The organism is Staphylococcus sp. HMSC14D10 (assembly GCF_001808125.1).
Classification (GTDB): Bacteria; Bacillota; Bacilli; order Staphylococcales; family Staphylococcaceae; genus Staphylococcus; species Staphylococcus haemolyticus.
Genome location: NZ_KV792255.1, coordinates 73,762 through 95,858, shown reverse-complemented (window position 1 = coordinate 95,858; position 22,097 = coordinate 73,762). Strand labels below are relative to the sequence as shown.

Here is a 22,097-nt window from a genome sequence, read left to right as displayed (position 1 = left end):
TAAATTATAACTAGTCAATGACTTGTAATTTAACAATTTTAGGGGGAACAGGTTTATAATTGAATAAACATTTTTAATTTTTTGAAAAAGGAGTGGTTGGCAATGAAACAACAATTAAATCAATTAGCAGCGTATCAACCAGGATTATCACCACAAGCACTTAAAGAAAAACACGGTATAGAAGGAGAATTATATAAACTTGCTTCAAATGAAAATTTATACGGTCCTTCTCCAAAAGCAAAGCAAGCAGTTCAAGCACATTTGGATGAGTTATTTTATTATCCTGAGACTGGTTCACCTTCATTACGTAAGGCAATTAGTGAACATTTGAACGTGGATCCTTCTCGAATTCTATTTGGTGCGGGGTTAGACGAAGTTATCTTGATGATTTCAAGAGCAGTGCTAACGCCTGGAGATAAAATTGTTACAAGTGAAGGCACATTTGGACAATATTATCATAATGCAATTGTAGAATCTGCTGAAGTTGTTCAAGTACCTCTACTAAATGGTGGGTTTGATTTAGAGAATATTATTAAAGAGGTCGATGAAGAGACTGCTTTAGTGTGGCTATGTAATCCGAATAATCCGACTGGAACCTATTTCGATCATGATGAATTGGAACTCTTTTTAGAACGCGTACCTAGTCATGTGCCTGTATTGATTGATGAAGCTTACTTTGAATTTGTGACAGCAGAAGATTATCCAGATACATTGAAATTGCAAGAACGCTTTGATAATGCATTCCTGTTAAGAACATTTTCTAAGGCATATGGATTAGCTGGGTTGCGTGTAGGATATGTCGTAGCTACAAATGAAGCTATTGAAAAGTGGAACATCATTCGACCACCATTCAATGTCACTCGTATTTCAGAATACGCAGCGATTGCAGCATTAGAAGATCAAGCTTATTTGAAAGATATTACAGCTAAAAATGCTAAAGAACGTGAAAAATTCTTTGAGATACCACAAAGTGAACATTTCTTACCTAGTCAGACGAACTTTGTATTTGTTGCAACTAAAAAAGCACAAGAATTATATGAAGCGTTACTAAAAGTGGGGTGTATCACACGTCCGTTTCCAACTGGCGTTCGTATTACAATAGGATTCCCAGAACAAAATGACAGAATGATTGAAGTATTAAAACATTTTGATTATTAAGTTGGTCAAATACGTAAGTTCTTTAACTTACAATGATTAGTTGAGTTTTAGAAGTACATCATAAGTTGATTATGCAAGGGGGGCTACAATAGATTCTAAATGTCTTGTAGCACTCCCTTTTAAATTTTTGCTATACTTTAGAAGTATATAGGTGATGATTAAGGGAGAGATAGTATGTCTAGAAAATCTATAGCAATAGATATGGATGAAGTATTAGCAGACACGTTAGGTGCAATTATTGAAGCGGTTAACGTAAAAACGGAATTAGGAATTACAGTTGAGTCTTTAAATGGACAAAAGCTTAAAAATGTAATACCAGAGCATGATGGTTTAGTTCGTGATATTTTAAGAGCGCCAGGCTTCTTTAGAAACTTAACTGTTATGCCTCATGCACAAGAAGTCGTTAAGAAATTGACTGAGCAATATGATGTTTACATTGCTACTGCAGCTATGGATGTTCCAACTTCATTTCATGATAAATATGAGTGGTTACTTGAATTCTTTCCATTTTTAGATTCGCAGCAATTTGTCTTCTGTGGTCGTAAAAATGTAGTGAAAACTGATTATTTAATAGATGATAATCCTCGTCAATTACAAATATTTGAAGGTGAACCAATCATTTTTACTGCGTCTCACAATGTTAGTGAAGAACGTTTTAAACGTGTTAACGGTTGGAAAGATGTAGAAGCATTCTTTCTAGGGGAGTAGTTAAAATAAGCGATTAAGGTATGATAATCCAATCATTAACCTTAATCGCTTTTATATTAGTATAATAAATTCTTATTGTTCAGCATTCTCTGGAAAAGTTAGAATCTGAAGTGCTTTTGGTAGAACTTCAATTGTAATTGGCGTTTCAAGACTAATTTCACCGTCAATATCTACTTTCATAACTGGATCCGTCGATAATGTAATATGTTTACCGGCTATGTGATCAATTCCATTTGTAATTTCATTCCAATCCATACTATCGCGTTTTTTGAACACATCATTGAGAATAGTAAAACTTTGTTTATCAAAAATAAAACTATTCACTTTACCATCTTGAGGTGATAAATCCATAAGTGGTATTCTACTGCCACCGATATTAGGACCGTTAGCAACGACTAGCATAGAGGTATTACCATTAAGTTCTTTATCATCTACAGTTAATGTATAATCAAAATCTTCTGGATTCATTAATGTTTTAACAGTTGAACCAACATAGCTTAATTTACCGAAGATATCTTTACGACCTTCTTGCACGTTTTCCGCGTTTTGAACTATAAGTCCTAATCCCACAAAGTTAAGCACATAAGTGCCATTCACTTTCATAACATCATATGATTCCAAGCGAGACATTTTAAGTTGTTCACTAGCTTTACTAAAGTTAGGGTTCAAGTTTAATGTTTTAGTGAAATCATTAAATGTACCTCCTGGAATAATTCCAATAGATACATTTAGGTCATTTGCTAAAACGCCATTAACTAATTCATTAACTGTACCATCGCCACCTAGGATAAAAACGATATCAACATCACTACTATATTCTTGATTTTTAATTCTTTCACAATACTTAATAATGTCGCCTTCATTTTCACTTAGTTGAATTGATAGGTGTTTGCACATAGTAGTAAGTGATTTAGTTACTTCTCCTAAACCTTCATATATATCTTTGAGACCACTATGTTCATGGTAAAAAAGAACACCATGATTAAATTTTTGACCCATACGTATGCCTACTTTCATTTATTTACTCTGATTTATCATTTGTTTACCCGAAATGTTATTTACTTAATTATAATTTGAGTAAAACAAGTGCTTAAGTATTTATCATTACATTTTTTTAGTTGATATACAAAGAAAAGGACAAGATAAAATTTATTTTCAAATGCCTTGTCATCTTCTCAATAAGGATAATTTAAATAAAAAAGCACCTTCATAGCTATAAAATTACTATGAAGATGCTTAAAGATAATTATTTGTTTTGTTTAAATGTCATCTTTTAACAATACAAAGGTGATTAATGAATACCTTTCATTGCTTTTGAAATTTTAGGAGTGAAAGCTAAGATGATTACTGTAATTACGATAGCAACGCTTCCTAAGAAGATGAAATAATTCGTTTGCCCTAAAGGCTTGATTAATTTAACTAATGTACCATTAAGTGCTTGTGCAGATGCGTTTGTTAATAACCAAACACTCATCATTTGAGCATTAAATGCTTTAGGTGCTAATTTAACAGCCGCACTATTACCAGTAGGTGATAAACATAATTCACCAATCACACATACAACGTATGATAGGATAACCCAGTTTACTGAGAAGTGTGTATCACCATAACTCATACCGATAAGTCCCATTAAAATGTATGAAGCACCAGCTAATAGCGTACCAATTCCAAATTTTACTGGAAGGCTTGGTTGTTTTTTACCCATTTTCAACCAAATCGCAGATACGATTGGTGCGAATAAAAGAATAAATAATGGGTTAATTGATTGGAACCATGCTTCACCGAAATTAGTTGTCCAACCGAATAAATTCATTTTCATATCAGAACGTTCTAAACCATAAATGTTTAATACGTTTGATCCTTGTTCTTGTATTGCCCAGAATAACATTCCTAAAATAAATAACGGAATGAATGCTTTAACACGAGAACGCTCTATATCTGTAACATCTTTACTTCGAATCATAGTAGTGAAGTAAATGATTGGTAGAGCTATACCAAGTACTAGAACCGTATTACTAATAAGATTGAAGGATAAAGTATTTGTGAAATATGTAACTAATAGTACAATAGCAATGACTGCTACAATGATACCTACAATTAATCCATATTTTTTCTTTTCTTCAGAAGATAGCGGGTTGGTTGGATTCATACCAATAGAACCTAAATTCTTTTTATTGAAAATCATATACCATACTAAACCTAATGCCATACCAATCGCTGCAATTAAGAAACCACCATGATAGTTTTTCACGTCTAGGAAATGTTGCAGAATGATAGGTGAGATAAGTGCACCTAGGTTAACTGACATGTAGAATATAACGAAACCGGCATCCATACGAGTATCATTCTCAGGATATAAGCGTCCAACTATGTTTGAAATATTTGGTTTCATTAAGCCTGAACCAATAATGATAAAGAACATTGATGCAAATAAACCGAACATTGCGAATGGTAAACTTAGACAAATATGTCCGATGATAATGAGTACTGCACCAATCAAGGTTGCCCCTCTAGTACCGAATAGTCTATCTGCGACCCATGCACCAGGAATTGAAGACATGTAAATTAATGCGCCATAGACTGACATGATAGACATTGCAGTCGTTTGATCAATTCCTAAACCACCATTTTTAATTTGATCATACATGTAGAAAATAAGCATGGCACGCATGCCATAATAACTAAATCTTTCCCAAAATTCTACAAAGAATAGTACCCCTAAACCACTAGGGTGTCCGAAGAACCCTCGTTGAGGTATTGTTTGAACAGCTTGTTCATGGGAATTGTTTGTTGCCATATGTATCCCAATCCTTTCTTTAAAGACTGAAGTTTAAAATCATGAATATGATAGGTGTAATTGATTAATTTCTTAAAAATAGAAATTATCAGAAATTTCAGTCGATGAGTTGATGATTTAAAATTGTATGCGAATAAGTTGCTTTATTTAAATCATCTTACTCTTTTGGAATTTTAGATGATAATAATAAAATACGCTTTAATTCACTAATAGGCAATAGTAAATTTAAATAAAATCTCACAAATAATGAAAAAATCCACTAAATTGTTTGACAATTTAGTGGTTAAGTTAATCTTTTATCTGTTATCTATTTTTTCTGGATATAAATCATGATTCATTAATCGGTGTTCAGCCATCTTCTCATATTTAGAATTTGGGCGTCCATAATTAGTGTATGGATCTATTGAAATACCGCCTCGTGGAGTGAATTTGCCCCAAACTTCAATATAATGTGGGTCCATTAAGTCAATTAAGTCATTCATAATGATATTCATACAATCCTCATGGAAATCCCCATGATTTCTAAAGCTAAATAAGTACAATTTCAATGACTTAGATTCTACCATTTTAATATTTGGAATGTACGAAATATAAATCGTTGCGAAATCTGGTTGACCTGTAATTGGGCAAAGAGATGTAAATTCAGGACAATTGAATTTTACGAAGTAATCGCGTCCTTGATGTTTATTATCAAATGTTTCCAAAACTTCTGGTGTATAGTCAAATTCATATTTATTATTTTGATTACCTAATAAAGTAATATCTTGTAGTTCTTCTTTTTGACGTCCTTGAGTCAATTGAATCACTCCTTAGTGTTAGATCGTTATTTTGTTATAGCGGTTTGTCGTCGTGCCTTTTCGAACATATAATAGCTTGCACCAATAATAATGACATAACCGATAAGGGCATAGAAATCAGGTGTTTCACCGAATAATATAAATCCGAATATAGCCGTAAAAATGATTGAAGCATACGTAAAGATAGAAATATCTTTTGCAGGTGCAAAACTATAGGCTAGTGTAATACCGATTTGGCCAACTGCAGCAGAAAGACCTGCCCCTAAAAGATAAATTATTTGTATTGTCGTCATTGGCTCATAAGTTGCGATTGAAAACGGTATTAAAACGACAACTGAAAATAATGAAAAATAAAAAACAATAGTATATGGTGCTTCTCTGTTACTTAATGCACGAACACATGTGTACGCAGAGGCAGCAAAGATACCTGAAAATAATCCAGCTAAAGAAGTAATCATTGTTGAAGAAAACTCTGGTTTAACGATAAATAACATACCTAAGATTGCTACAATCATAGCAATGATTTGATATTTTCGAACTTTCTCATTAAGAAAAATTAAACTGAGTAGTATCGTCCAAAAAGGATTAAGTTTCATCAGTGTATCCGCATCGCTTAATACCATATGATCTATAGCGTATATATTTAATAAGACACCTATAAGGCCTAGTGTAGATCGAGAAATTAAAAGGGGTTGGCTACTTAATTTCCCAAACATAGGTTGTTTATATTTAAATATGAAGAATAATGGTATGAACATTGCAACAAAATTTCGAGCTAGGGATTTTTGAAATACAGGTAAATCTCCGGCGAGTCTAAAAAAGACTGACATAAAACTAAAACCGACAGCTGAAATTAAAATTGCAATAATACCTTTAACTTTTGGATTCAAGGTTAATCGCCTCATTTGTAATAAATTACCGTATATATAGTAGCATAATTCAAATGCTAATGCATGAATACTTGAAAATAATACCAAGATGTATTATTATCTAGATACGAACAAACGTTCTGTTTGTATTAAAAACACGTTAAATACTATTTTTTTACAAATGTTATATTCGTGTTTTTGAAGCAAAATATAATTAACATTTGAATAATTGCGCAAAATATATTGATAATTTAAATGATTGGACTTCAAGAATGCCGACAATTCAATAGTTTATTTAGATGCTAAAAATGCAACTAAAACACATCAAATATTCAAAAATAATTATTTGCGTCAATTTAAGTTGGTCTGATGCACATTCAAACGTTTTTCCGAACTTTTGTCACGAAATAGTTACTTTTAATTAAGAGAGCAATTCTGTATAATGAAACACAGAATATAGTACTAAAACATGAAATGAACCACAACATGTTGTGGTTGTATAAAAAGTTTGTGTTATACAAATTATTCATTTTAAAGGCAATTTCACACTGATTTTAAGTTGAAATTCCTAATTTAATACTATTAATACGAACGAGCATATAGATGAAATAGTCTTGAAATTTTAGTCTAAACACTACATGTAGTGGCTAGAAATGAAAGTCACTTCTTTTAGTATATTAATCATCAGCTAGTTAACATCCAATTAAATGTCTAAAATATGCCGTATTTATTGTCTAACAAGTTTTCTTATCTATTAAGAGAACTTCTTTTTAATTAATATTATGGATTGACGAAAGAAGGCGTTCCAATGAAAGTAGTTTATTTTTCTTTTTCAGGTAATGTAAGAAGATTTATTAAACGAAGTGAAATTTCAGATGTAATGGAAATTACTAAGGATAATTGTACAGATCCATTTGAAGAACCTTATATTTTAGTTACGGGAACAATTGGATTTGGTGAAGTGCCTAAAGAAGTACAATCGTTTTTAGAAGTTAATCATCATAATTTACGCGCTGTCGTGGCAAGTGGTAACCGTAACTGGGGACAAAACTTTGCGAAAGCGGGTAGAACAATTTCCGAAAAATACCATGTACCTTTATTAATGAAATTTGAAGTACAAGGTTCTAATAAAGATGTTATTGAATTTAAAAATAAGGTGGGGCATTTCAATGAAAATTATGAACGAGAAAAAGTACAATCATATTGAACTAAATAATGAAGTTACGAAACGTAAAGAAAATGGTTTCTTTACCTTGGAGAAAGATCAAGAAGCATTAGCGGTTTATCTAGAAGAAATCCATGATAAAACAATTTATTTTGACAGTGAGATTGAACGTTTACACTATCTAGTAGATAATAATTTTTATTTTAATGTCTTCGACAAATATAGCGAAGAAGATTTAGTTGAAATCACTGAATTCGCAAAATCTATCAACTTTGAATTTGCAAGCTATATGTCTGCTAGTAAGTTTTATAAAGATTATGCGCTAAAAACTAATGATAAATCACAATATCTAGAGGATTATAATCAACATGTCGCAATCGTTGCACTATATTTAGCGGATGGTAATAAGCAGCAAGCGAAACAATTTATCTTAGCAATGGTTGAGCAACGTTATCAACCTGCAACACCAACTTTCTTGAATGCTGGTCGCGCACGTCGTGGTGAATTAGTATCGTGTTTCCTATTAGAGGTAGATGATAGCTTGAACTCTATCAATTTCATTGATTCTACTGCCAAGCAATTAAGTAAAATTGGTGGTGGTGTAGCAATAAATCTTTCTAAATTACGTGCACGTGGTGAAGCCATCAAAGGTATTAAAGGTGTAGCCAAAGGGGTGTTACCAGTTGCCAAAGCATTAGAAGGTGGATTTAGCTATGCTGATCAACTTGGCCAACGTCCAGGTGCAGGTGCAGTATATTTAAATATCTTCCATTATGATGTAGAAGAGTTCTTAGACACTAAAAAGGTAAATGCTGATGAAGACTTACGTTTATCAACAATTTCTACTGGTCTTATAGTGCCGTCTAAATTCTTTGATTTGGCAAAAGAGGGCAAAGATTTCTATATGTTTGCGCCACATACGGTTAAACAAGAATATGGTGTAACACTCGATGATATTGATTTAGAAAAATACTATGATGACATGGTTGCAAACCCTAATATCGTTAAGAAGAAAAAAGACGCAAGAGAAATGTTGAATATGATTGCCCAAACACAATTACAATCAGGTTACCCATACTTAATGTTTAAAGATAATGCTAACAAAGTACATGCCAATTCAAATATTGGTCAAATTAAAATGAGTAATTTATGTACAGAAATCTTCCAATTACAAGAGACATCAGTGATTAATGATTATGGTATCGAAGATGAAATTAAACGTGACATATCTTGTAACTTAGGTTCTTTAAACATTGTAAATGTGATGGAAACAGGTAAAATTAAAGATTCTGTTCACACAGGTATGGATGCATTAACAGTAGTTAGTGATGAAGCAAATATTCAAAACGCACCAGGCGTGAGAAAAGCTAACAGTGAGTTACACTCTGTCGGTCTAGGCGTAATGAACTTACACGGCTATTTAGCTAAAAATAAAATAGGATATGAATCAGAGGAAGCTAAAGACTTTGCAAATACTTTCTTCATGATGATGAACTATTATTCAATCGAACGTTCAATGGAAATTTCGAAAGAACGTGGTGAAGTATATCAAGACTTTGATCAATCAGATTATGCCAGTGGTAAATACTTTGAGTTTTATACTTCTCAAGAATTTGAACCTAAATTTGAGAAAGTGAAACGACTATTTGATCACATCGATATTCCAACTGCTAAAGATTGGAAAGCATTACAAGAACAAGTTCAACAGCATGGTTTATATCATGCATATAGACTTGCAATTGCACCTACACAAAGTATTTCATATGTACAAAATGCAACAAGTTCAGTTATGCCAATTGTTGATCAAATTGAACGTCGTACTTATGGTAATGCTGAAACATTTTATCCAATGCCATTCTTGTCTCCTGAAACAATGTGGTATTATAAATCAGCATTCAATACTGACCAAATGAAATTAATAGATTTAATCGCTACGATTCAAACACACGTGGACCAAGGTATTTCAACAATTTTATATGTGAATTCTGAAATTTCAACACGTGAATTATCAAGATTATATGTTTATGCTCACCATAAAGGGCTTAAATCGCTATATTATACTCGTAACAAATTATTGAGTGTAGAAGAATGTACAAGCTGTGCTATCTAATTTAAGAAACTTAAGATAACAAAATTTGAAAAGGAGGAAGGTTGTAGAGTCAAAACTTAAAAATGACTCTCAACTTATCCTCTAAACGAATGAGATTTGCTTTTTAGTAATTAAGGAGGATTTATAAATGAAGGCCGTCAATTGGAATACCCAAGAAGATATGACGAATATGTTTTGGCGTCAAAATATTTCTCAAATGTGGGTAGAAACAGAATTTAAAGTATCAAAAGATATTGCAAGTTGGAAGACACTAACTGAAGACGAGAAGAATACATTCAAACGTGCGTTAGCAGGATTAACAGGATTGGATACACATCAAGCAGATGATGGTATGCCGTTAATTATGTTACACACAACAGACTTACGTAAAAAAGCAGTGTATTCATTTATGGCAATGATGGAACAAATTCATGCGAAAAGTTATTCACATATATTTACAACTTTACTTCCATCTAGTGAAACAAACTATTTACTAGATACTTGGGTAATAGAAGAGCCTCATTTAAAATATAAATCTGATAAAATTATTGAAAACTATCACAAATTGTGGGGCAAAGAAGCCTCTATATATGATCAATATATTGCAAGGGTATCAAGTGTATTTTTAGAAACCTTCTTATTCTACTCTGGTTTCTATTATCCTTTGTATTTAGCTGGACAAGGTAAAATGACTACTTCTGGTGAAATCATTAGAAAGATTTTACTAGACGAATCAATCCATGGTGTGTTTACAGGATTAGATGCTCAAAGTTTACGTAACGAACTATCTGAAAATGAAAAACAAAAAGCAGATAAAGAGATGTATAAATTATTAGAAGATTTATACGCTAATGAAGTATCTTATACACATATGTTATACGATGATATCGGCTTAAGTGAAGATGTATTGAACTATGTCCAATACAATGGAAACAAAGCATTATCTAACTTAGGCTTTGAACCATACTTTGAAGAAAAAGAATTTAATCCTATCATTGAAAATGCATTAGATACTACAACTAAAAACCATGATTTCTTCTCAGTTAAAGGTGACGGATACACATTGGCATTAAATGTAGAAGCCTTACAAGACGAAGATTTCATTTTTGATAATTAATTATCAAAGACTAACATTAATAAGCCACTAGATTCAGTGTTGTTGATAACAACTACGAATTTAGTGGCTTATTTTTGTATCAAAAAGAGTACATCGTATTTGAACAAAAATAAATATTTACTTATGTATAAAAATACTATTGAAATTCACGTCTGTAATCTTTAATATTAATATTAACAACAATGATAATCATTATCGGTGATAACGATTATCATTTAATACATATAGCAAGATGAGGAGAATTATTAGTGAAGTTTTTATTTAAGGGTTATGTTTTACTTATTTTATTAGTTTGTTTAACTATAGTCTCCTTATTTGTTGGAGTGAGTCAGCTTTCTCTTTCAGATATTTTCCACTTAAGTGAAGAGCAACAAAATATTTTGTTCTCAAGTCGTATTCCACGGACGGTTAGTATCCTACTTTCAGGTAGTTCACTCGCGTTAGCAGGATTAATTATGCAACAGATGATGCAAAATAAATTTGTAAGTCCAACTACGGTAGGAACAATGGAGTGGGCCAAGTTAGGTATTTTAATTTCGCTAATCTTTTTTCCGAAAGGTCACATCCTAATCAAGTTGCTATTTTCAGTAGGATTGAGTTTAGCAGGGACATATTTATTTGTGAAGTTAATTAATTTGATTCGTGTTAAAGAAGTTATATTCGTACCATTATTAGGAATTATGATCGGTGGTATTGTATCTAGCTTTACTACTTTTGTTGCGTTAAGAACCAATGCATTACAAAGTATTGGCAACTGGATGAATGGTAACTTTGCAATTATCACAAGCGGACGTTATGAAGTGCTTTATCTTGTAGTTCCATTACTCATTATCGCATTTATTTTTGCGAATCATTTTACGATTGCTGGTATGGGGAAAGACTTTAGTCATAATTTGGGTGTAAGTTATGAAAAAATTATAAACATTGCATTATTTATTACAGCAGCATTGACGGCTTTAGTTGTTGTTACTGTAGGTACTTTGCCATTTTTAGGTCTCATTGTACCTAATATTATTTCAATGTATAGAGGGGACCATCTGAAAAATGCACTTCCACATACGTTGATGTTAGGGTCAATATTTGTATTATTCGCTGATATCATCGGTAGATTAATCGTTTATCCTTATGAAATTAATATTGGATTAACGATAGGTGTATTTGGGACAGTGATATTCCTAATCTTACTAATGAAAGGTAGAAAGCATTATGCAAATTAGTTCTAACAAGAAAATCATCATATTAATTATTGCGACAATTTGCATGGCAGCATTTTACTTATTAGTAGGTTTAGACTTTGAAATTTTTCAATATCAATTTCAGAATCGATTAAGAAAATTAATACTTATACTCATTGTTGGTGGTGCTATAGGGGCATCAGTTGTTATATTTCAAGCGATAACAACGAATCGATTATTAACACCATCAATCATGGGTCTCGACTCTGTTTATCTATTTGTAAAAGTGTTGCCAGTTTTTTTAGTCGGTACGCAAGCAGCAGTGGTTACAAATGTGTATTTAAACTTTTTTGTGACGTTAATTGCGATGGTCTTATTTTCATTATTGCTTTTTGAAGGCATGTTTAAATTAGGACATTTCTCAGTATATTTCATTTTACTTGTAGGAGTCATCTTAGGAACATTCTTCCGAAGCATTACTAGCTTTATTCAGCTAATCATGGATCCTGAGTCATTCTTAGCGGTTCAAAGTGCCATGTTTGCGAGTTTCGAAGCCTCAAACTCACGATTGGTATTAGTATCTATATGTTTATTGCTTGTCTTAATTATTATTACCGTGATAATGCGTCCATATTTAGATGTACTACTACTTGGAAGAGCACAAGCAATCAATTTAGGTGTTTCTTACGAGACAATGACGCGCTTGCTACTCATATTAGTGGCACTATTAGTTTCTATTTCCACTGCTTTAGTTGGTCCTGTTACATTTTTAGGATTACTAACTGTAAATTTAGCCCATGAATTAATGAAGACATATGAACATAAATATATATTGCCAGCGACGATATTAATTAGTTGGATTAGTTTATTTATGGCGCAATGGATCGTTGAGAATTTATTTGAAGCGACAACAGAGTTTAGCTTAATCATTGATTTAATCGGTGGAAGTTACTTCATTTACTTACTTATCAAAAGGAGAAGTGCAAATTGATTGAAATTAAAAATTTAGACAAAGCTATACAGAATAAGCCAATTTTAAAAAATATTAACGTCGACATTCAAAAAGGTAGACTAACATCGCTTATAGGACCTAATGGCGCCGGTAAAAGTACTTTACTGTCTGCTGTTAGTCGTCTGTTTGAGTATGAAAAGGGAACAATTAAGATTGAAGGTAAAGCTGTCGTAGATTATAAAAATGATGATTTAGCTAAAAAATTAAGTATTTTAAAACAAACAAATCATACAGAAATGAATATAACAGTTGAGCAATTAGTTAATTTTGGTCGATTTCCATATTCAAAAGGTCGTATGAAGAAAGAAGATTATGAACAAGTTGAATATGCCCTAGACTTATTGCAACTCCAGAATATTCGTCATCGAAATATAAAAACGTTATCTGGTGGTCAAAGACAACGTGCTTATATTGCAATGACAATTGCTCAAGATACAGATTATATATTATTAGATGAACCGTTAAACAACCTAGATATGAAACATTCTGTACAGATTATGCAGACGTTACGCCGCCTCTGCAAAGACTTAAATAAAACGATTGTCATTGTTCTACACGATATAAATTTTGCTTCATGCTATTCAGATGACATCATTGCACTAAAAAATGGTGAAATTGTCAAAGCAGATACAAAAGATAACGTTATACAAGCTGAGATTTTAAAACAATTATACGAGATGGATGTTCATATCGAAGAAATTAGAGGACAACGAATTTGTTTGTATTACGATGAAGACACTTTTGACTCACTTTTATAATTAAATAATTTAACCTGATATTTCAAAGGGGTGATGCTATTCGAAGACGTAGACAAGAGAGAAGTTCAATTGATGAGCAGCATAAAGATTAAATATTTTTAGAGGAGTCGTACATATGAAAAAAACAGTCTTATTTTTAGTATTATCTTTAGTATTAGTTTTATCAGCTTGTAGTAATGAATCAAGTAGTAACGATTCAGGTTCTAAGAGTGATAGCAAAGATTCAAAAGAAACTGTGAAAATTAAGAATAATTTCGAAGCTTCAGGTAAAGAACGAGATGGTAGTGACGCTAAGAAAGTAAGCAATACTGTTGAAGTTCCTAAAAATCCTAAAAATGCAGTAGTCTTAGATTATGGTGCTTTAGATGTACTTAAAGAATTAGGTGTGGCTGATAAAGTAAAAGGCTTACCAAAAGGTGAAAACAACGAATCATTACCTGATTTCTTAAAAGAATTTAAAGATGATAAATATGTTAACACCGGAAATCTTAAAGAAGTTAATTTCGACAAAGTAGCTGCTGCTAAACCAGAAGTTATATTTATCTCAGGTAGAACGGCAAATCAGAAGAATTTAGATGAATTCAAAAAAGCTGCACCAGACGCTAAAATCGTTTACGTAGGTGCGGATGAGAAAAACTTAGTTAAAGACATGAAGAAAAACACTGAAAACTTAGGTAAAATTTACGACAAAGAAGATAAAGCCAAAGACATTAACGAAGACTTAGATGAAAAAATATCTGAAATGAAAGATGAAACTAAGAAGTTCAATAAAACTGTAATGTATTTATTAGTAAATGAAGGTGAATTATCAACATTTGGTCCTAAAGGTCGATTTGGTGGTTTAGTATTTGATACATTAGGCTTTAAACCAGCAGATGAGAATGTTAGCAATAGTCCACATGGTCAAAATGTAAATAATGAATATATTAGCAAGCATAATCCAGATGTTATTTTAGCAATGGACCGTGGTGAAGTTGTAGGCGGAGAATCAACTGCTAAAAAAGTGTTAAGTAATAATGTTATTAAAGACGTTAATGCAGTTAAAAATGATAAAGTATATCAATTAGATCCTAAATTATGGTACTTTGCTTCTGGTTCAACTACAACAACTATGAAACAAATTGATGAATTAGAAGAAGTAGTCGATAAATAAATTGATGGTATAAGTTTTCAATATCGCCCAGAATAGGGCGATATTTTTTTGACTAAAATTAGTGTTGAAAATTATTTTATAATAAAGTAATATAATTTTAAGTGATATTGATAATCGTTATCACTTAATAATGCAACTAGAGAATGTTGCAACGATGAAGAAAATAATTTTGTTTTTATTATTAAGTCTTGCTTTAGTCTTAACAGCGTGTGGTAAAAGCTCTGACGGTAACAATGATACTTCGAAGAAGAATGACAATAAAGACATAGTTCAAATTGAAAATAATTATAAGACAAGAGGCGAGAAAAAAGATAAAAGTGATGCCAAAGAAATTAAAGAAACTGTTGATTTGCCGAAGAATCAAAAACGTGCAATTGCCTTTGATTATGGTGCCGTTGATGTATTAAAAGCGTTTGGCGTTCAATACCGCATTATTGGATTGCCTAAAGGTGAGAAAAATGCTGCGTTACCTGAATTTCTTTCAGAATTCAAAGATGATAAATACATCAATACTGGTAATTTAATACAAATTAATTTTAATAAAATAGCTAAAGCTAAATCAGAGGTCATTTATATTTCTGGAAGAACAGCAACAGTGAAGAATATAGATGAACTTAAAAAAGCTGCACCAGACGCTAAAATCGTTTATGTTGGTGCCAGTGAGAAAAATTATATAAATGATATGAAATCTGTAACAACTAAATTAGGAAAAATTTATGGTAAAGAAGATAAAGATAAATCATTAATTGAAGAGTTGAATGAAAAATAGCGGATACAAAAGCGAAAGTTGAAAAATTAGATAAGAAAACAATGTATCTTTTAGTTAATGAAGGTAAATTATCTACATTTGGACCAGGTGGTAGATTTGGAGATTTAATCTACGATACATTAGGATTTAAACCTACAGATGAGCATGTCAAAGCAAGTCCACATGGCCAAAATATTAATAATGAGTATATTACAAGTAAAAATCCTGATATTGTCTTAGTATGGATAGAGGACAAGTTGTAAGTGGCAAATCAAGTGCAAAACAAACGTTATCTAATGATGTAATTAAAGATGTAAATGCAGTTAAAAATGGTAATGTTTATGAATTGGATCTTAAACTATGGTAGTTTAGCGCTGGTTCAACTTCAACAATAATCAAACAAATTGATGAATTAAATCAAATCTTGAAAAAATTAAAATAATAAAAACTCAAAGTATAAAGGCTTAGTAACAATTGAAAGATTGTTACTAAGCCTTTATTATAATTCAAAATATAAATGATAGTGGAATTTACAACGACTATTAAAATGTGCTTGGCATTTAGGACATAGCTCTGTCATCATATAATCTTGAATAGACATTTCATGTTTACATACACCACACATAATTGCCTTTTCATCAAATTCTTGTTCTGACCATCTTTTGATAGGATGTGTTTCGTGTTCTTCGTGACATTGATAACACGGATAATATTTATTGCAGCATTTGAATTTTATTGCTATAACATCTAAAAAAGTATGGTAATGTGTGCATCGTGTTTCATTGTCTACAAGTGAGCCATAAACCTTTGGCATCATTCATCGTCTCCCATCAACATATATAGTTGCTATTCTTCAGGATGCTCTCCAATAATTCGAACTTCACGATGAAGTTCGACATCGAATTTTTCTTTCACTACTTTTTGTACGTGATGAATTAAATCTTCATAATCAGTAGCTGTTCCATTATCTACATTAACCATGAATCCTGCATGTTTTTTAGAAACTTCTACGCCACCAACACGATAACCTTGTAAATCTGAATCTTGTATTAATTTTCCTGCAAAATGACCCGGTGGTCTTTGGAACACACTACCACATGATGGGTATTCTAGTGGTTGTTTAGACTCACGACGTTCAGTTAAGTCATCCATCTTCGCTTGAATTTCGTCTGATTTTCCTGGTTCAAGTGTAAAAGCAGCTTCAAGTACAACTAAATGTTGCTTTTGTACAATACTATTTCTGTAATCTAATTCTAATTCTTTATTAGTAAATTGAATTAAATCACCTTCTTCATTAACACAAAGCGCGTAGTCGATACAATCTTTGATTTCACCACCATATGCGCCAGCATTCATGTAAACAGCTCCTCCGACAGAACCTGGAATGCCACAAGCAAATTCTAAACCTGTTAACACATGGTCTCTAGCAGCACGTGAAACATCTATAATTGCAGCACCGCTTCCAGCAATAATAGCATCATCAGAAACATTAATATGCTTTAATGATAATAAGCTAATAACAATACCACGAATGCCACCTTCACGAATAATAATGTTTGACCCATTTCCGAGGTATGTGACCGGGATATCTTTTTCTTTAGCGTATCTTACAATAGCTTGTACATCCTCATTTTTAGTGGGAGATAAATAAAAGTCTGCATTTCCACCTGTCTCGGTGTATGTATATCGTTTTAAAGGTTCATTTACTTTAATAATATCTTCAGGTATTAAGGATTTTAAATCTTGTAAGATGTCTTCTTGCTTTAACATAAGTACATCCTTTCTTCTCTTCTATAATCTAATTTTTATTATAGCAATTTTATAGATGATTTGCGAAAACGACAACAGAATTCAAAGTTTTACAACTTTTGAAATATATCTTCAAAGTATTTCTGTTTTTGATTTTCGTATGGTCTTATATAATTAACATGTTGGACAATAGAAGTCTTTTTTTCTGAAAAGTGACGTGCTATATCTGATTGTGTTGCAAGTACTTTGTCTACTTCAATATACTGTTCGAATAAGGGTGTGTCCATTTGAATAATGTGTAGGCGAATGGTTTGTCTCAAATCAATCATATTATTGAATTTAGCCATCATAACTTTCTTCTTATAGGGGTGATGGAGACGATAAAAGCCTAAATAATTTAATCGTTTCTCATCTAGAGCTGTGATATCATGTAAATTATTTACACCAACTAAAACATCTAAAATGGGCTCAGTTGCATAATTAAAATGACTTGTGCCTCCAATATGTTGCGTGAACTTTACAGGAGAATCTAGTAAGTTGAATAATGATGTTTTAGTTGTTTGATATAATGTGTCATATTCAGATTGAGTGTCGCCATGAATAAAAGGTTGAACGGTTGAGTACATTCGTATCTCCTTTAAATTATAAGTTTTGACAAATTCTGAAATACTATAACACAAATCATTTTCAATATAAATAGCTTTAGGTATAATACGTGTTGATAGGAGTGCATTTATGAAGAAATTAGCAATACTTTCTATAATGTTGATATGTGGCATATTGCTCTCATCGTGTGGCAATCAAAGTAGCGCGGACTTAAAGGATTTTCAAACACAACTTAATAAGGTTGAAGATGAGAAGAAAGATCTTAAAACTGTAATGGACAAGATTCACTTGAAACAATTGGATCAATTGAGCAAGACGGACACCACTGATAAGAATAAAAGAGAGTTTGAAGCACTACAAAAAGATATTAACAAACACTTAATTCCTCAATTTAAAAAATATGAAAAGTCAGCTAAACAATTACCAGCTGAACATCAAGATGTTAAAGACTTAAAGAACAAGTACTTAGAAAATGCAAAACAGGAAAAACAATCTATATATGATATTAAAACCTTTGTAGATTTATGTAATAAGTCAATTAAGGCGAATGAAGATATCTTGGATTATACAAAGTTATTTGAAAGTAATCGCTCACAAGTAGAAACGCAAATTAAAAAGGCAACTAATCAAAAAGATGCCAATCAGTTAACATCTAAAATTGAAAGTAACAATCAAAATCTTAAAGAAGCTGCACAAAAATACTTAGAAAGTGATGATACTAATTCTAAGAAAGCAATTGACGAACATATTAAACCGTTAATTGAGAAGCAAATTACAGAATTAAACCAAACCAATATTACTGACCCAAAAGTCAACAGTGCTCGCAAAAATGCGATTGAAATGTATTATAATTTATTGAATTACTATGACACGCGAGAAACTACCATTGAAATAGAGAAAAAACTTTCTAAAATTGATGTAGAAAAGTTACCGAAAACGGGTAAAGAATTAAGTAAGGATAAAAGTGGTTTTTCCGAAGACTTGAAAAAGTTAAAAAAGCAATAGATAGACATAGTTGATAAAATTATAATTTTTGGTTAACAATGGACTTTGAAATGTGTATAATTGAACCCATTGAGTAGTTTATAAAGATTATAAAGAGCAACATGGGCATAAATAATTTTAGAGGTGAATAGAATGGCTATAAAGCTGAGTTCGATTGACCAGTTTGAGCAAGTACTTAAAGATAATAAATATGTATTTGTATTAAAACATAGTGATACTTGTCCAATCTCAGCAGATGCATACGATCAATTTAATAAATTTTTATATGAAAGAGATATGGATGGCTATTACTTAGTCGTTCAAGAAGAAAGAAAACTTTCTGACTATATCGCTGAAAAGACAAATGTGAAACATGAATCGCCACAAGCATTCTATTTTATTGATGGTGAAGCAACTTGGAATGCTAGTCACAGTGATATTAATGTATCTTCATTAGCTCAAGCTGAAGAATAACAACTATCAACAATTAAAAATAGTAAACGTGTTTAGGTTAAAAATAATAGTTTAGACTGCATTATAAAGTGCAGTAGCTGACAAATCTGAGAGACTGGCCACACAATGGCTTCTCAGCTCTAGTCATCCATGCAGGAGTGGGCAATGAATTCTAGATGAATTCCGTATCACTCCTGTTTTTATTTATCTATTTGCAACAGCTATTATTATGAAAAGTAGAGACAACCCATGTATAATGTGAAAGTGAAGTCGAATGTATAACATCTAAATCAATATATAAATAAAGAAAATGGCATGAGGTGATTAACAGATGAAAATATTAGTAGCAATGGATGAATTTAACGGTATAATCTCAAGTTATCAAGCGAATCGCTTCGTTGAAGAAGCGGTAGCCAGTCAAATTGAAGATGCTGATATTGTACAAGTGCCATTATTTAATGGGCGTCATGAACTAATGGATTCGGTGTTCTTATGGCAATCAGGTACGAAATATAGAGTAAATGTGCATGATGCGGATATGAAGGAAGTTGAAACAGTTTATGGTCAAACTGAACAAGGATTAACTATAATTGAGGGGAATTTATTTATAAAAGGACAAAAACCGGTTGAACAACGTTCAAGTTACGGTTTAGGAGAAGTAATTATAGATGCACTGAATAATGGAGCCGATAACATTGTTATTTCACTTGGTGGCATCGATAGTTTCGATGGTGGTATTGGAATGATGCAAGCTTTAGGTGTTCAATTCTATAATGATGAAGGAGAACTTCTAGATGCACGTGAAGGTGCTCAAGTGATTAAATTTATTCGTCGAATAGATTTTTCTGCAATACCTCAAAATTTCAAAGATGCACATATTAAATTGATGTCTGATTTTTCTAGTAAATTATATGGTAAGCATAGTGAAATTATGAAGACTTATGAAACACATCAAATGACACGAGAAAAAGCGGCAGAAATAGATAATTTAATTTGGTACTTCAGTGAGCTTGTTAAAAATGAAATGAAAATTGCTATGGGTCCTATCGAAAGAGGTGGCGCTGGTGGTGGTATTGCAGCATTATTAAATGGATTGTACGATGCTGAAATATTAACAAGTCATGAATTGGTTAACCAAATAACACATTTAGATGATTTAGTTTCTCAGGCAGATTTAATCATCTTTGGTGAAGGTGTTAAAGAAGAGGATCACTTACTTGAAACAACGACTTTAACGATTGCAGAATTAGCGCAAAAACATAATAAACCTGCTATTGCTATTTGTGCGACTGATGACAAATTTGATGTCTTTAATCAGTACCATGTTACAGCAATGTTTAATACTTTCGTAGAGATGCCAGAAAGATACACAGACTTTAAAATGGGTATACAAATTCGACACTTTACTGTTCAAGCACTTAGATTATTAAAAACGACATTAAATAATGTATAAATGAATAACTAACAAAAGGCAAACCGCAATTACCTATATAAGCATGGTAATTGTGGTTTGCCTTATTCATTATGTTTATTTATGGTGATGTGTGACTTCTTGAGCAATACCAATGATGACTTGCACTGCTTTCTCCATTACATCGATTGACGCATATTCAAAAGGTCCATGGAAATTACCGCAACCTGTAAATATATTAGGAGTTGGTAAGCCTTTAAATGATAATTGTGAACCATCAGTTCCACCACGAATAGGTGCAGTGTTTGGTTCTATACTTAAATCATTGAACACTTTTTTAGGAATATCAATAATATATGGATGTGGTTCAATCTTTTCAGCCATATTATAATATTGATCTTCTATATCTACTTTCACTGGGAAATCTTCATAATGGACATTAATATCGTCACGAATTTCTAATAATTTTTTCTTACGTAATTCGAATGATTCTCTATCATGATCACGAATGATATAATGTAATGTTGTTTTTTCAACATTACCTTCGAATTTCATCAAATGATAAAATCCCTCATAGTCTTCCGTGCGTTCAGGAACTTCGCCAGCGGGTAGTAGACTATGAAATTGATGGCCTAATGAGATAGCATTGACCATGATGTTTTTAGCAGATCCTGGATGGACATTCACACCATGTGTAGTTATCTTAGCCTCAGCGGCATTAAAACTTTCAAATTGTAATTCTCCAAATTCACTGCCGTCCATTGTATAAGCGAAATCTGCATTGAAACGTTCCACATCGAATTTATGAGGACCTCGTCCAATTTCTTCGTCTGGCGTGAATGCGATACGGATTCGACCATGGTTGATTTCTGGGTGTTCTATTAAATATTTTACTGCTTCCATGATTTCGACAACTCCAGCTTTATCATCTGCACCTAACAGTGATGTGCCGTCAGTAATCATTAGCGTATGACCTACAAGTTTTTTTAATTCTGGAAAAGTTTCTTGACTCAATACTCGACCAGTATCACCTAATTTAATTGTTTTACCATCATATTGTTCTACAATTTGCGGATTCACATTGCTGGCATTAAAATCTGGTGATGTATCAACATGTGCCAGGAACCCAACGGTAGGGACGTCGAAAGATACATTGCTTTCTAACGTCGCAAATAAATATCCATTGTCGTCGAGATCCGTTTCTAAGCCAAAACCTTCAAGTTCTTGTTGTAATAAACGCAATAAATCCCATTGCTTCTCAGTTGAAGGTGTAGTTGAAGATTCCGGATTAGATTGTGTATCAATTTTTACGTAACGTGATAATCTATCTATAAGCTGTGCTTTCATA

20 protein-coding genes and 1 pseudogene are annotated in these 22,097 nt (G+C 32.1%); 13 read left to right on the top strand and 8 right to left on the bottom strand.

The genetic code is table 11. The features are described 5' to 3' along the window. Positions 1–102 precede the first annotated feature (102 nt). Both hisC and HMPREF3134_RS07170 read left to right on the top strand, forming a co-directional pair. On the top strand, positions 103–1,158 hold the full coding sequence (gene hisC, locus HMPREF3134_RS07175; RefSeq protein ID WP_070441808.1) for a histidinol-phosphate transaminase: 1,056 nt from the start codon (positions 103–105) through the stop codon (positions 1,156–1,158). Between the two features lie 174 nt (positions 1,159–1,332). Then, positions 1,333–1,866: a 5' nucleotidase, NT5C type gene (locus tag HMPREF3134_RS07170; protein ID WP_070441805.1), complete on the top strand. Its 534-nt coding sequence runs from the start codon at positions 1,333–1,335 to the stop codon at positions 1,864–1,866. A gap of 72 nt (positions 1,867–1,938) precedes the next feature. On the opposite strand, the gene HMPREF3134_RS07165 is transcribed toward HMPREF3134_RS07170, so the two are convergent. The 4 genes from HMPREF3134_RS07165 to HMPREF3134_RS07150 all read right to left on the bottom strand — a co-directional run bounded on the left by HMPREF3134_RS07165 (position 1,939) and on the right by HMPREF3134_RS07150 (position 6,350). After that, positions 1,939–2,865 carry a diacylglycerol/lipid kinase family protein gene (locus HMPREF3134_RS07165; protein WP_070442012.1) on the bottom strand — a complete coding sequence of 309 codons (927 nt, stop codon included), beginning with the start codon at positions 2,863–2,865 and terminating at the stop codon, positions 1,939–1,941. Between the two features lie 292 nt (positions 2,866–3,157). Then, positions 3,158–4,663: an S-Cys-Gly-3M3SH uptake peptide MFS transporter gene (locus HMPREF3134_RS07160; RefSeq protein WP_070441802.1), complete on the bottom strand. Its 1,506-nt coding sequence runs from the start codon at positions 4,661–4,663 to the stop codon at positions 3,158–3,160. Between the two features lie 296 nt (positions 4,664–4,959). Then, entirely contained in the window at positions 4,960–5,460 is a 501-nt protein-coding gene (queF, locus tag HMPREF3134_RS07155; protein WP_011276427.1) for a preQ(1) synthase, read from the bottom strand. Between the two features lie 26 nt (positions 5,461–5,486). After that, complete coding sequence (locus HMPREF3134_RS07150; RefSeq protein ID WP_070441799.1) at positions 5,487–6,350, bottom strand: DMT family transporter; 864 nt, start codon at positions 6,348–6,350, stop codon at positions 5,487–5,489. A gap of 787 nt (positions 6,351–7,137) precedes the next feature. On the opposite strand from HMPREF3134_RS07150, the gene nrdI reads away from it, so the two are divergent. From nrdI to HMPREF3134_RS07110, 8 genes and pseudogenes are all read left to right on the top strand, one after another. After that, positions 7,138–7,536 carry a class Ib ribonucleoside-diphosphate reductase assembly flavoprotein NrdI gene (gene nrdI / locus HMPREF3134_RS07145; RefSeq protein WP_070441796.1) on the top strand — a complete coding sequence of 133 codons (399 nt, stop codon included), beginning with the start codon at positions 7,138–7,140 and terminating at the stop codon, positions 7,534–7,536. Continuing rightward, on the top strand, positions 7,499–9,604 hold the full coding sequence (gene nrdE / locus HMPREF3134_RS07140) for a class 1b ribonucleoside-diphosphate reductase subunit alpha (RefSeq protein WP_070441793.1): 2,106 nt from the start codon (positions 7,499–7,501) through the stop codon (positions 9,602–9,604). Before nrdI ends, nrdE begins: the two co-directional genes overlap by 38 nt. 127 nt (positions 9,605–9,731) lie before the next feature. Beyond that, positions 9,732–10,700, top strand: coding sequence for a class 1b ribonucleoside-diphosphate reductase subunit beta (gene nrdF, locus HMPREF3134_RS07135; RefSeq protein WP_011276423.1), 969 nt, complete (start codon positions 9,732–9,734; stop codon positions 10,698–10,700). 248 nt (positions 10,701–10,948) lie between these two features. Further along, complete coding sequence (locus HMPREF3134_RS07130) at positions 10,949–11,917, top strand: ABC transporter permease (protein WP_070441790.1); 969 nt, start codon at positions 10,949–10,951, stop codon at positions 11,915–11,917. Then, positions 11,907–12,866, top strand: coding sequence for an iron chelate uptake ABC transporter family permease subunit (locus HMPREF3134_RS07125; RefSeq protein WP_070441787.1), 960 nt, complete (start codon positions 11,907–11,909; stop codon positions 12,864–12,866). The genes HMPREF3134_RS07130 and HMPREF3134_RS07125 overlap by 11 nt, the downstream gene beginning before the upstream one ends. Beyond that, the gene (locus HMPREF3134_RS07120; RefSeq protein ID WP_053017746.1) at positions 12,863–13,645 is read left to right on the top strand and encodes an iron ABC transporter ATP-binding protein; all 783 of its coding nucleotides are present in this window, start codon (positions 12,863–12,865) and stop codon (positions 13,643–13,645) included. Before HMPREF3134_RS07125 ends, HMPREF3134_RS07120 begins: the two co-directional genes overlap by 4 nt. 115 nt (positions 13,646–13,760) lie before the next feature. Beyond that, positions 13,761–14,798 carry a ferrated catecholamine ABC transporter substrate-binding lipoprotein SstD gene (locus HMPREF3134_RS07115; protein WP_070441785.1) on the top strand — a complete coding sequence of 346 codons (1,038 nt, stop codon included), beginning with the start codon at positions 13,761–13,763 and terminating at the stop codon, positions 14,796–14,798. A gap of 154 nt (positions 14,799–14,952) precedes the next feature. After that, positions 14,953–15,988: pseudogene (locus tag HMPREF3134_RS07110) on the top strand (siderophore ABC transporter substrate-binding protein). Between the two features lie 57 nt (positions 15,989–16,045). Here the strand turns inward: HMPREF3134_RS07110 and HMPREF3134_RS07105 are convergent. The 3 genes from HMPREF3134_RS07105 to HMPREF3134_RS07095 all read right to left on the bottom strand — a co-directional run bounded on the left by HMPREF3134_RS07105 (position 16,046) and on the right by HMPREF3134_RS07095 (position 17,921). After that, positions 16,046–16,360 (bottom strand): CHY zinc finger protein, encoded by a 315-nt coding sequence (locus HMPREF3134_RS07105; protein ID WP_029376644.1) that lies wholly within the window; start codon positions 16,358–16,360, stop codon positions 16,046–16,048. 32 nt (positions 16,361–16,392) lie between these two features. After that, on the bottom strand, positions 16,393–17,316 hold the full coding sequence (murB, locus tag HMPREF3134_RS07100; protein WP_070441782.1) for a UDP-N-acetylmuramate dehydrogenase: 924 nt from the start codon (positions 17,314–17,316) through the stop codon (positions 16,393–16,395). An 89-nt stretch (positions 17,317–17,405) separates the two neighbouring features. Beyond that, on the bottom strand, positions 17,406–17,921 hold the full coding sequence (locus HMPREF3134_RS07095; protein ID WP_070442009.1) for a GrpB family protein: 516 nt from the start codon (positions 17,919–17,921) through the stop codon (positions 17,406–17,408). A gap of 109 nt (positions 17,922–18,030) precedes the next feature. On the opposite strand from HMPREF3134_RS07095, the gene HMPREF3134_RS07090 reads away from it, so the two are divergent. From HMPREF3134_RS07090 to HMPREF3134_RS07080, 3 genes are all read left to right on the top strand, one after another. Then, complete coding sequence (locus tag HMPREF3134_RS07090) at positions 18,031–18,906, top strand: EMYY motif lipoprotein (protein ID WP_070441779.1); 876 nt, start codon at positions 18,031–18,033, stop codon at positions 18,904–18,906. A 132-nt stretch (positions 18,907–19,038) separates the two neighbouring features. Further along, on the top strand, positions 19,039–19,359 hold the full coding sequence (gene ytxJ, locus HMPREF3134_RS07085; RefSeq protein WP_011276412.1) for a bacillithiol system redox-active protein YtxJ: 321 nt from the start codon (positions 19,039–19,041) through the stop codon (positions 19,357–19,359). Positions 19,360–19,669: 310 nt separating this feature from the next. Continuing rightward, complete coding sequence (locus HMPREF3134_RS07080; RefSeq protein WP_070441776.1) at positions 19,670–20,791, top strand: glycerate kinase; 1,122 nt, start codon at positions 19,670–19,672, stop codon at positions 20,789–20,791. A 75-nt stretch (positions 20,792–20,866) separates the two neighbouring features. On the opposite strand, the gene pepT is transcribed toward HMPREF3134_RS07080, so the two are convergent. Further along, on the bottom strand, positions 20,867–22,096 hold the full coding sequence (gene pepT, locus HMPREF3134_RS07075; protein WP_049426463.1) for a peptidase T: 1,230 nt from the start codon (positions 22,094–22,096) through the stop codon (positions 20,867–20,869). Between the last annotated feature and the right edge of the window lies 1 nt (position 22,097).

Bases quoted from the DNA above. Each gene is read 5' to 3' on its own strand.
- nrdI (WP_070441796.1), top strand. From the start codon at position 7,138: ATGAAAGTAGTTTATTTTTCTTTTTCAGGTAATGTAAGAAGATTTATT.
- HMPREF3134_RS07160 (WP_070441802.1), bottom strand. From the start codon at position 4,663: ATGGCAACAAACAATTCCCATGAACAAGCTGTTCAAACAATACCTCAA.
- nrdE (WP_070441793.1), top strand. From the start codon at position 7,499: ATGAAAATTATGAACGAGAAAAAGTACAATCATATTGAACTAAATAAT.
- HMPREF3134_RS07080 (WP_070441776.1), top strand. From the start codon at position 19,670: ATGAAAATATTAGTAGCAATGGATGAATTTAACGGTATAATCTCAAGT.
- nrdF (WP_011276423.1), top strand. From the start codon at position 9,732: ATGAAGGCCGTCAATTGGAATACCCAAGAAGATATGACGAATATGTTT.
- HMPREF3134_RS07090 (WP_070441779.1), top strand. From the start codon at position 18,031: ATGAAGAAATTAGCAATACTTTCTATAATGTTGATATGTGGCATATTG.
- HMPREF3134_RS07105 (WP_029376644.1), bottom strand. From the start codon at position 16,360: ATGCCAAAGGTTTATGGCTCACTTGTAGACAATGAAACACGATGCACA.
- pepT (WP_049426463.1), bottom strand. From the start codon at position 22,096: ATGAAAGCACAGCTTATAGATAGATTATCACGTTACGTAAAAATTGAT.
- HMPREF3134_RS07170 (WP_070441805.1), top strand. From the start codon at position 1,333: ATGTCTAGAAAATCTATAGCAATAGATATGGATGAAGTATTAGCAGAC.
- HMPREF3134_RS07165 (WP_070442012.1), bottom strand. From the start codon at position 2,865: ATGGGTCAAAAATTTAATCATGGTGTTCTTTTTTACCATGAACATAGT.
- hisC (WP_070441808.1), top strand. From the start codon at position 103: ATGAAACAACAATTAAATCAATTAGCAGCGTATCAACCAGGATTATCA.
- HMPREF3134_RS07125 (WP_070441787.1), top strand. From the start codon at position 11,907: ATGCAAATTAGTTCTAACAAGAAAATCATCATATTAATTATTGCGACA.
- HMPREF3134_RS07095 (WP_070442009.1), bottom strand. From the start codon at position 17,921: ATGTACTCAACCGTTCAACCTTTTATTCATGGCGACACTCAATCTGAA.
- ytxJ (WP_011276412.1), top strand. From the start codon at position 19,039: ATGGCTATAAAGCTGAGTTCGATTGACCAGTTTGAGCAAGTACTTAAA.
- HMPREF3134_RS07115 (WP_070441785.1), top strand. From the start codon at position 13,761: ATGAAAAAAACAGTCTTATTTTTAGTATTATCTTTAGTATTAGTTTTA.
- murB (WP_070441782.1), bottom strand. From the start codon at position 17,316: ATGTTAAAGCAAGAAGACATCTTACAAGATTTAAAATCCTTAATACCT.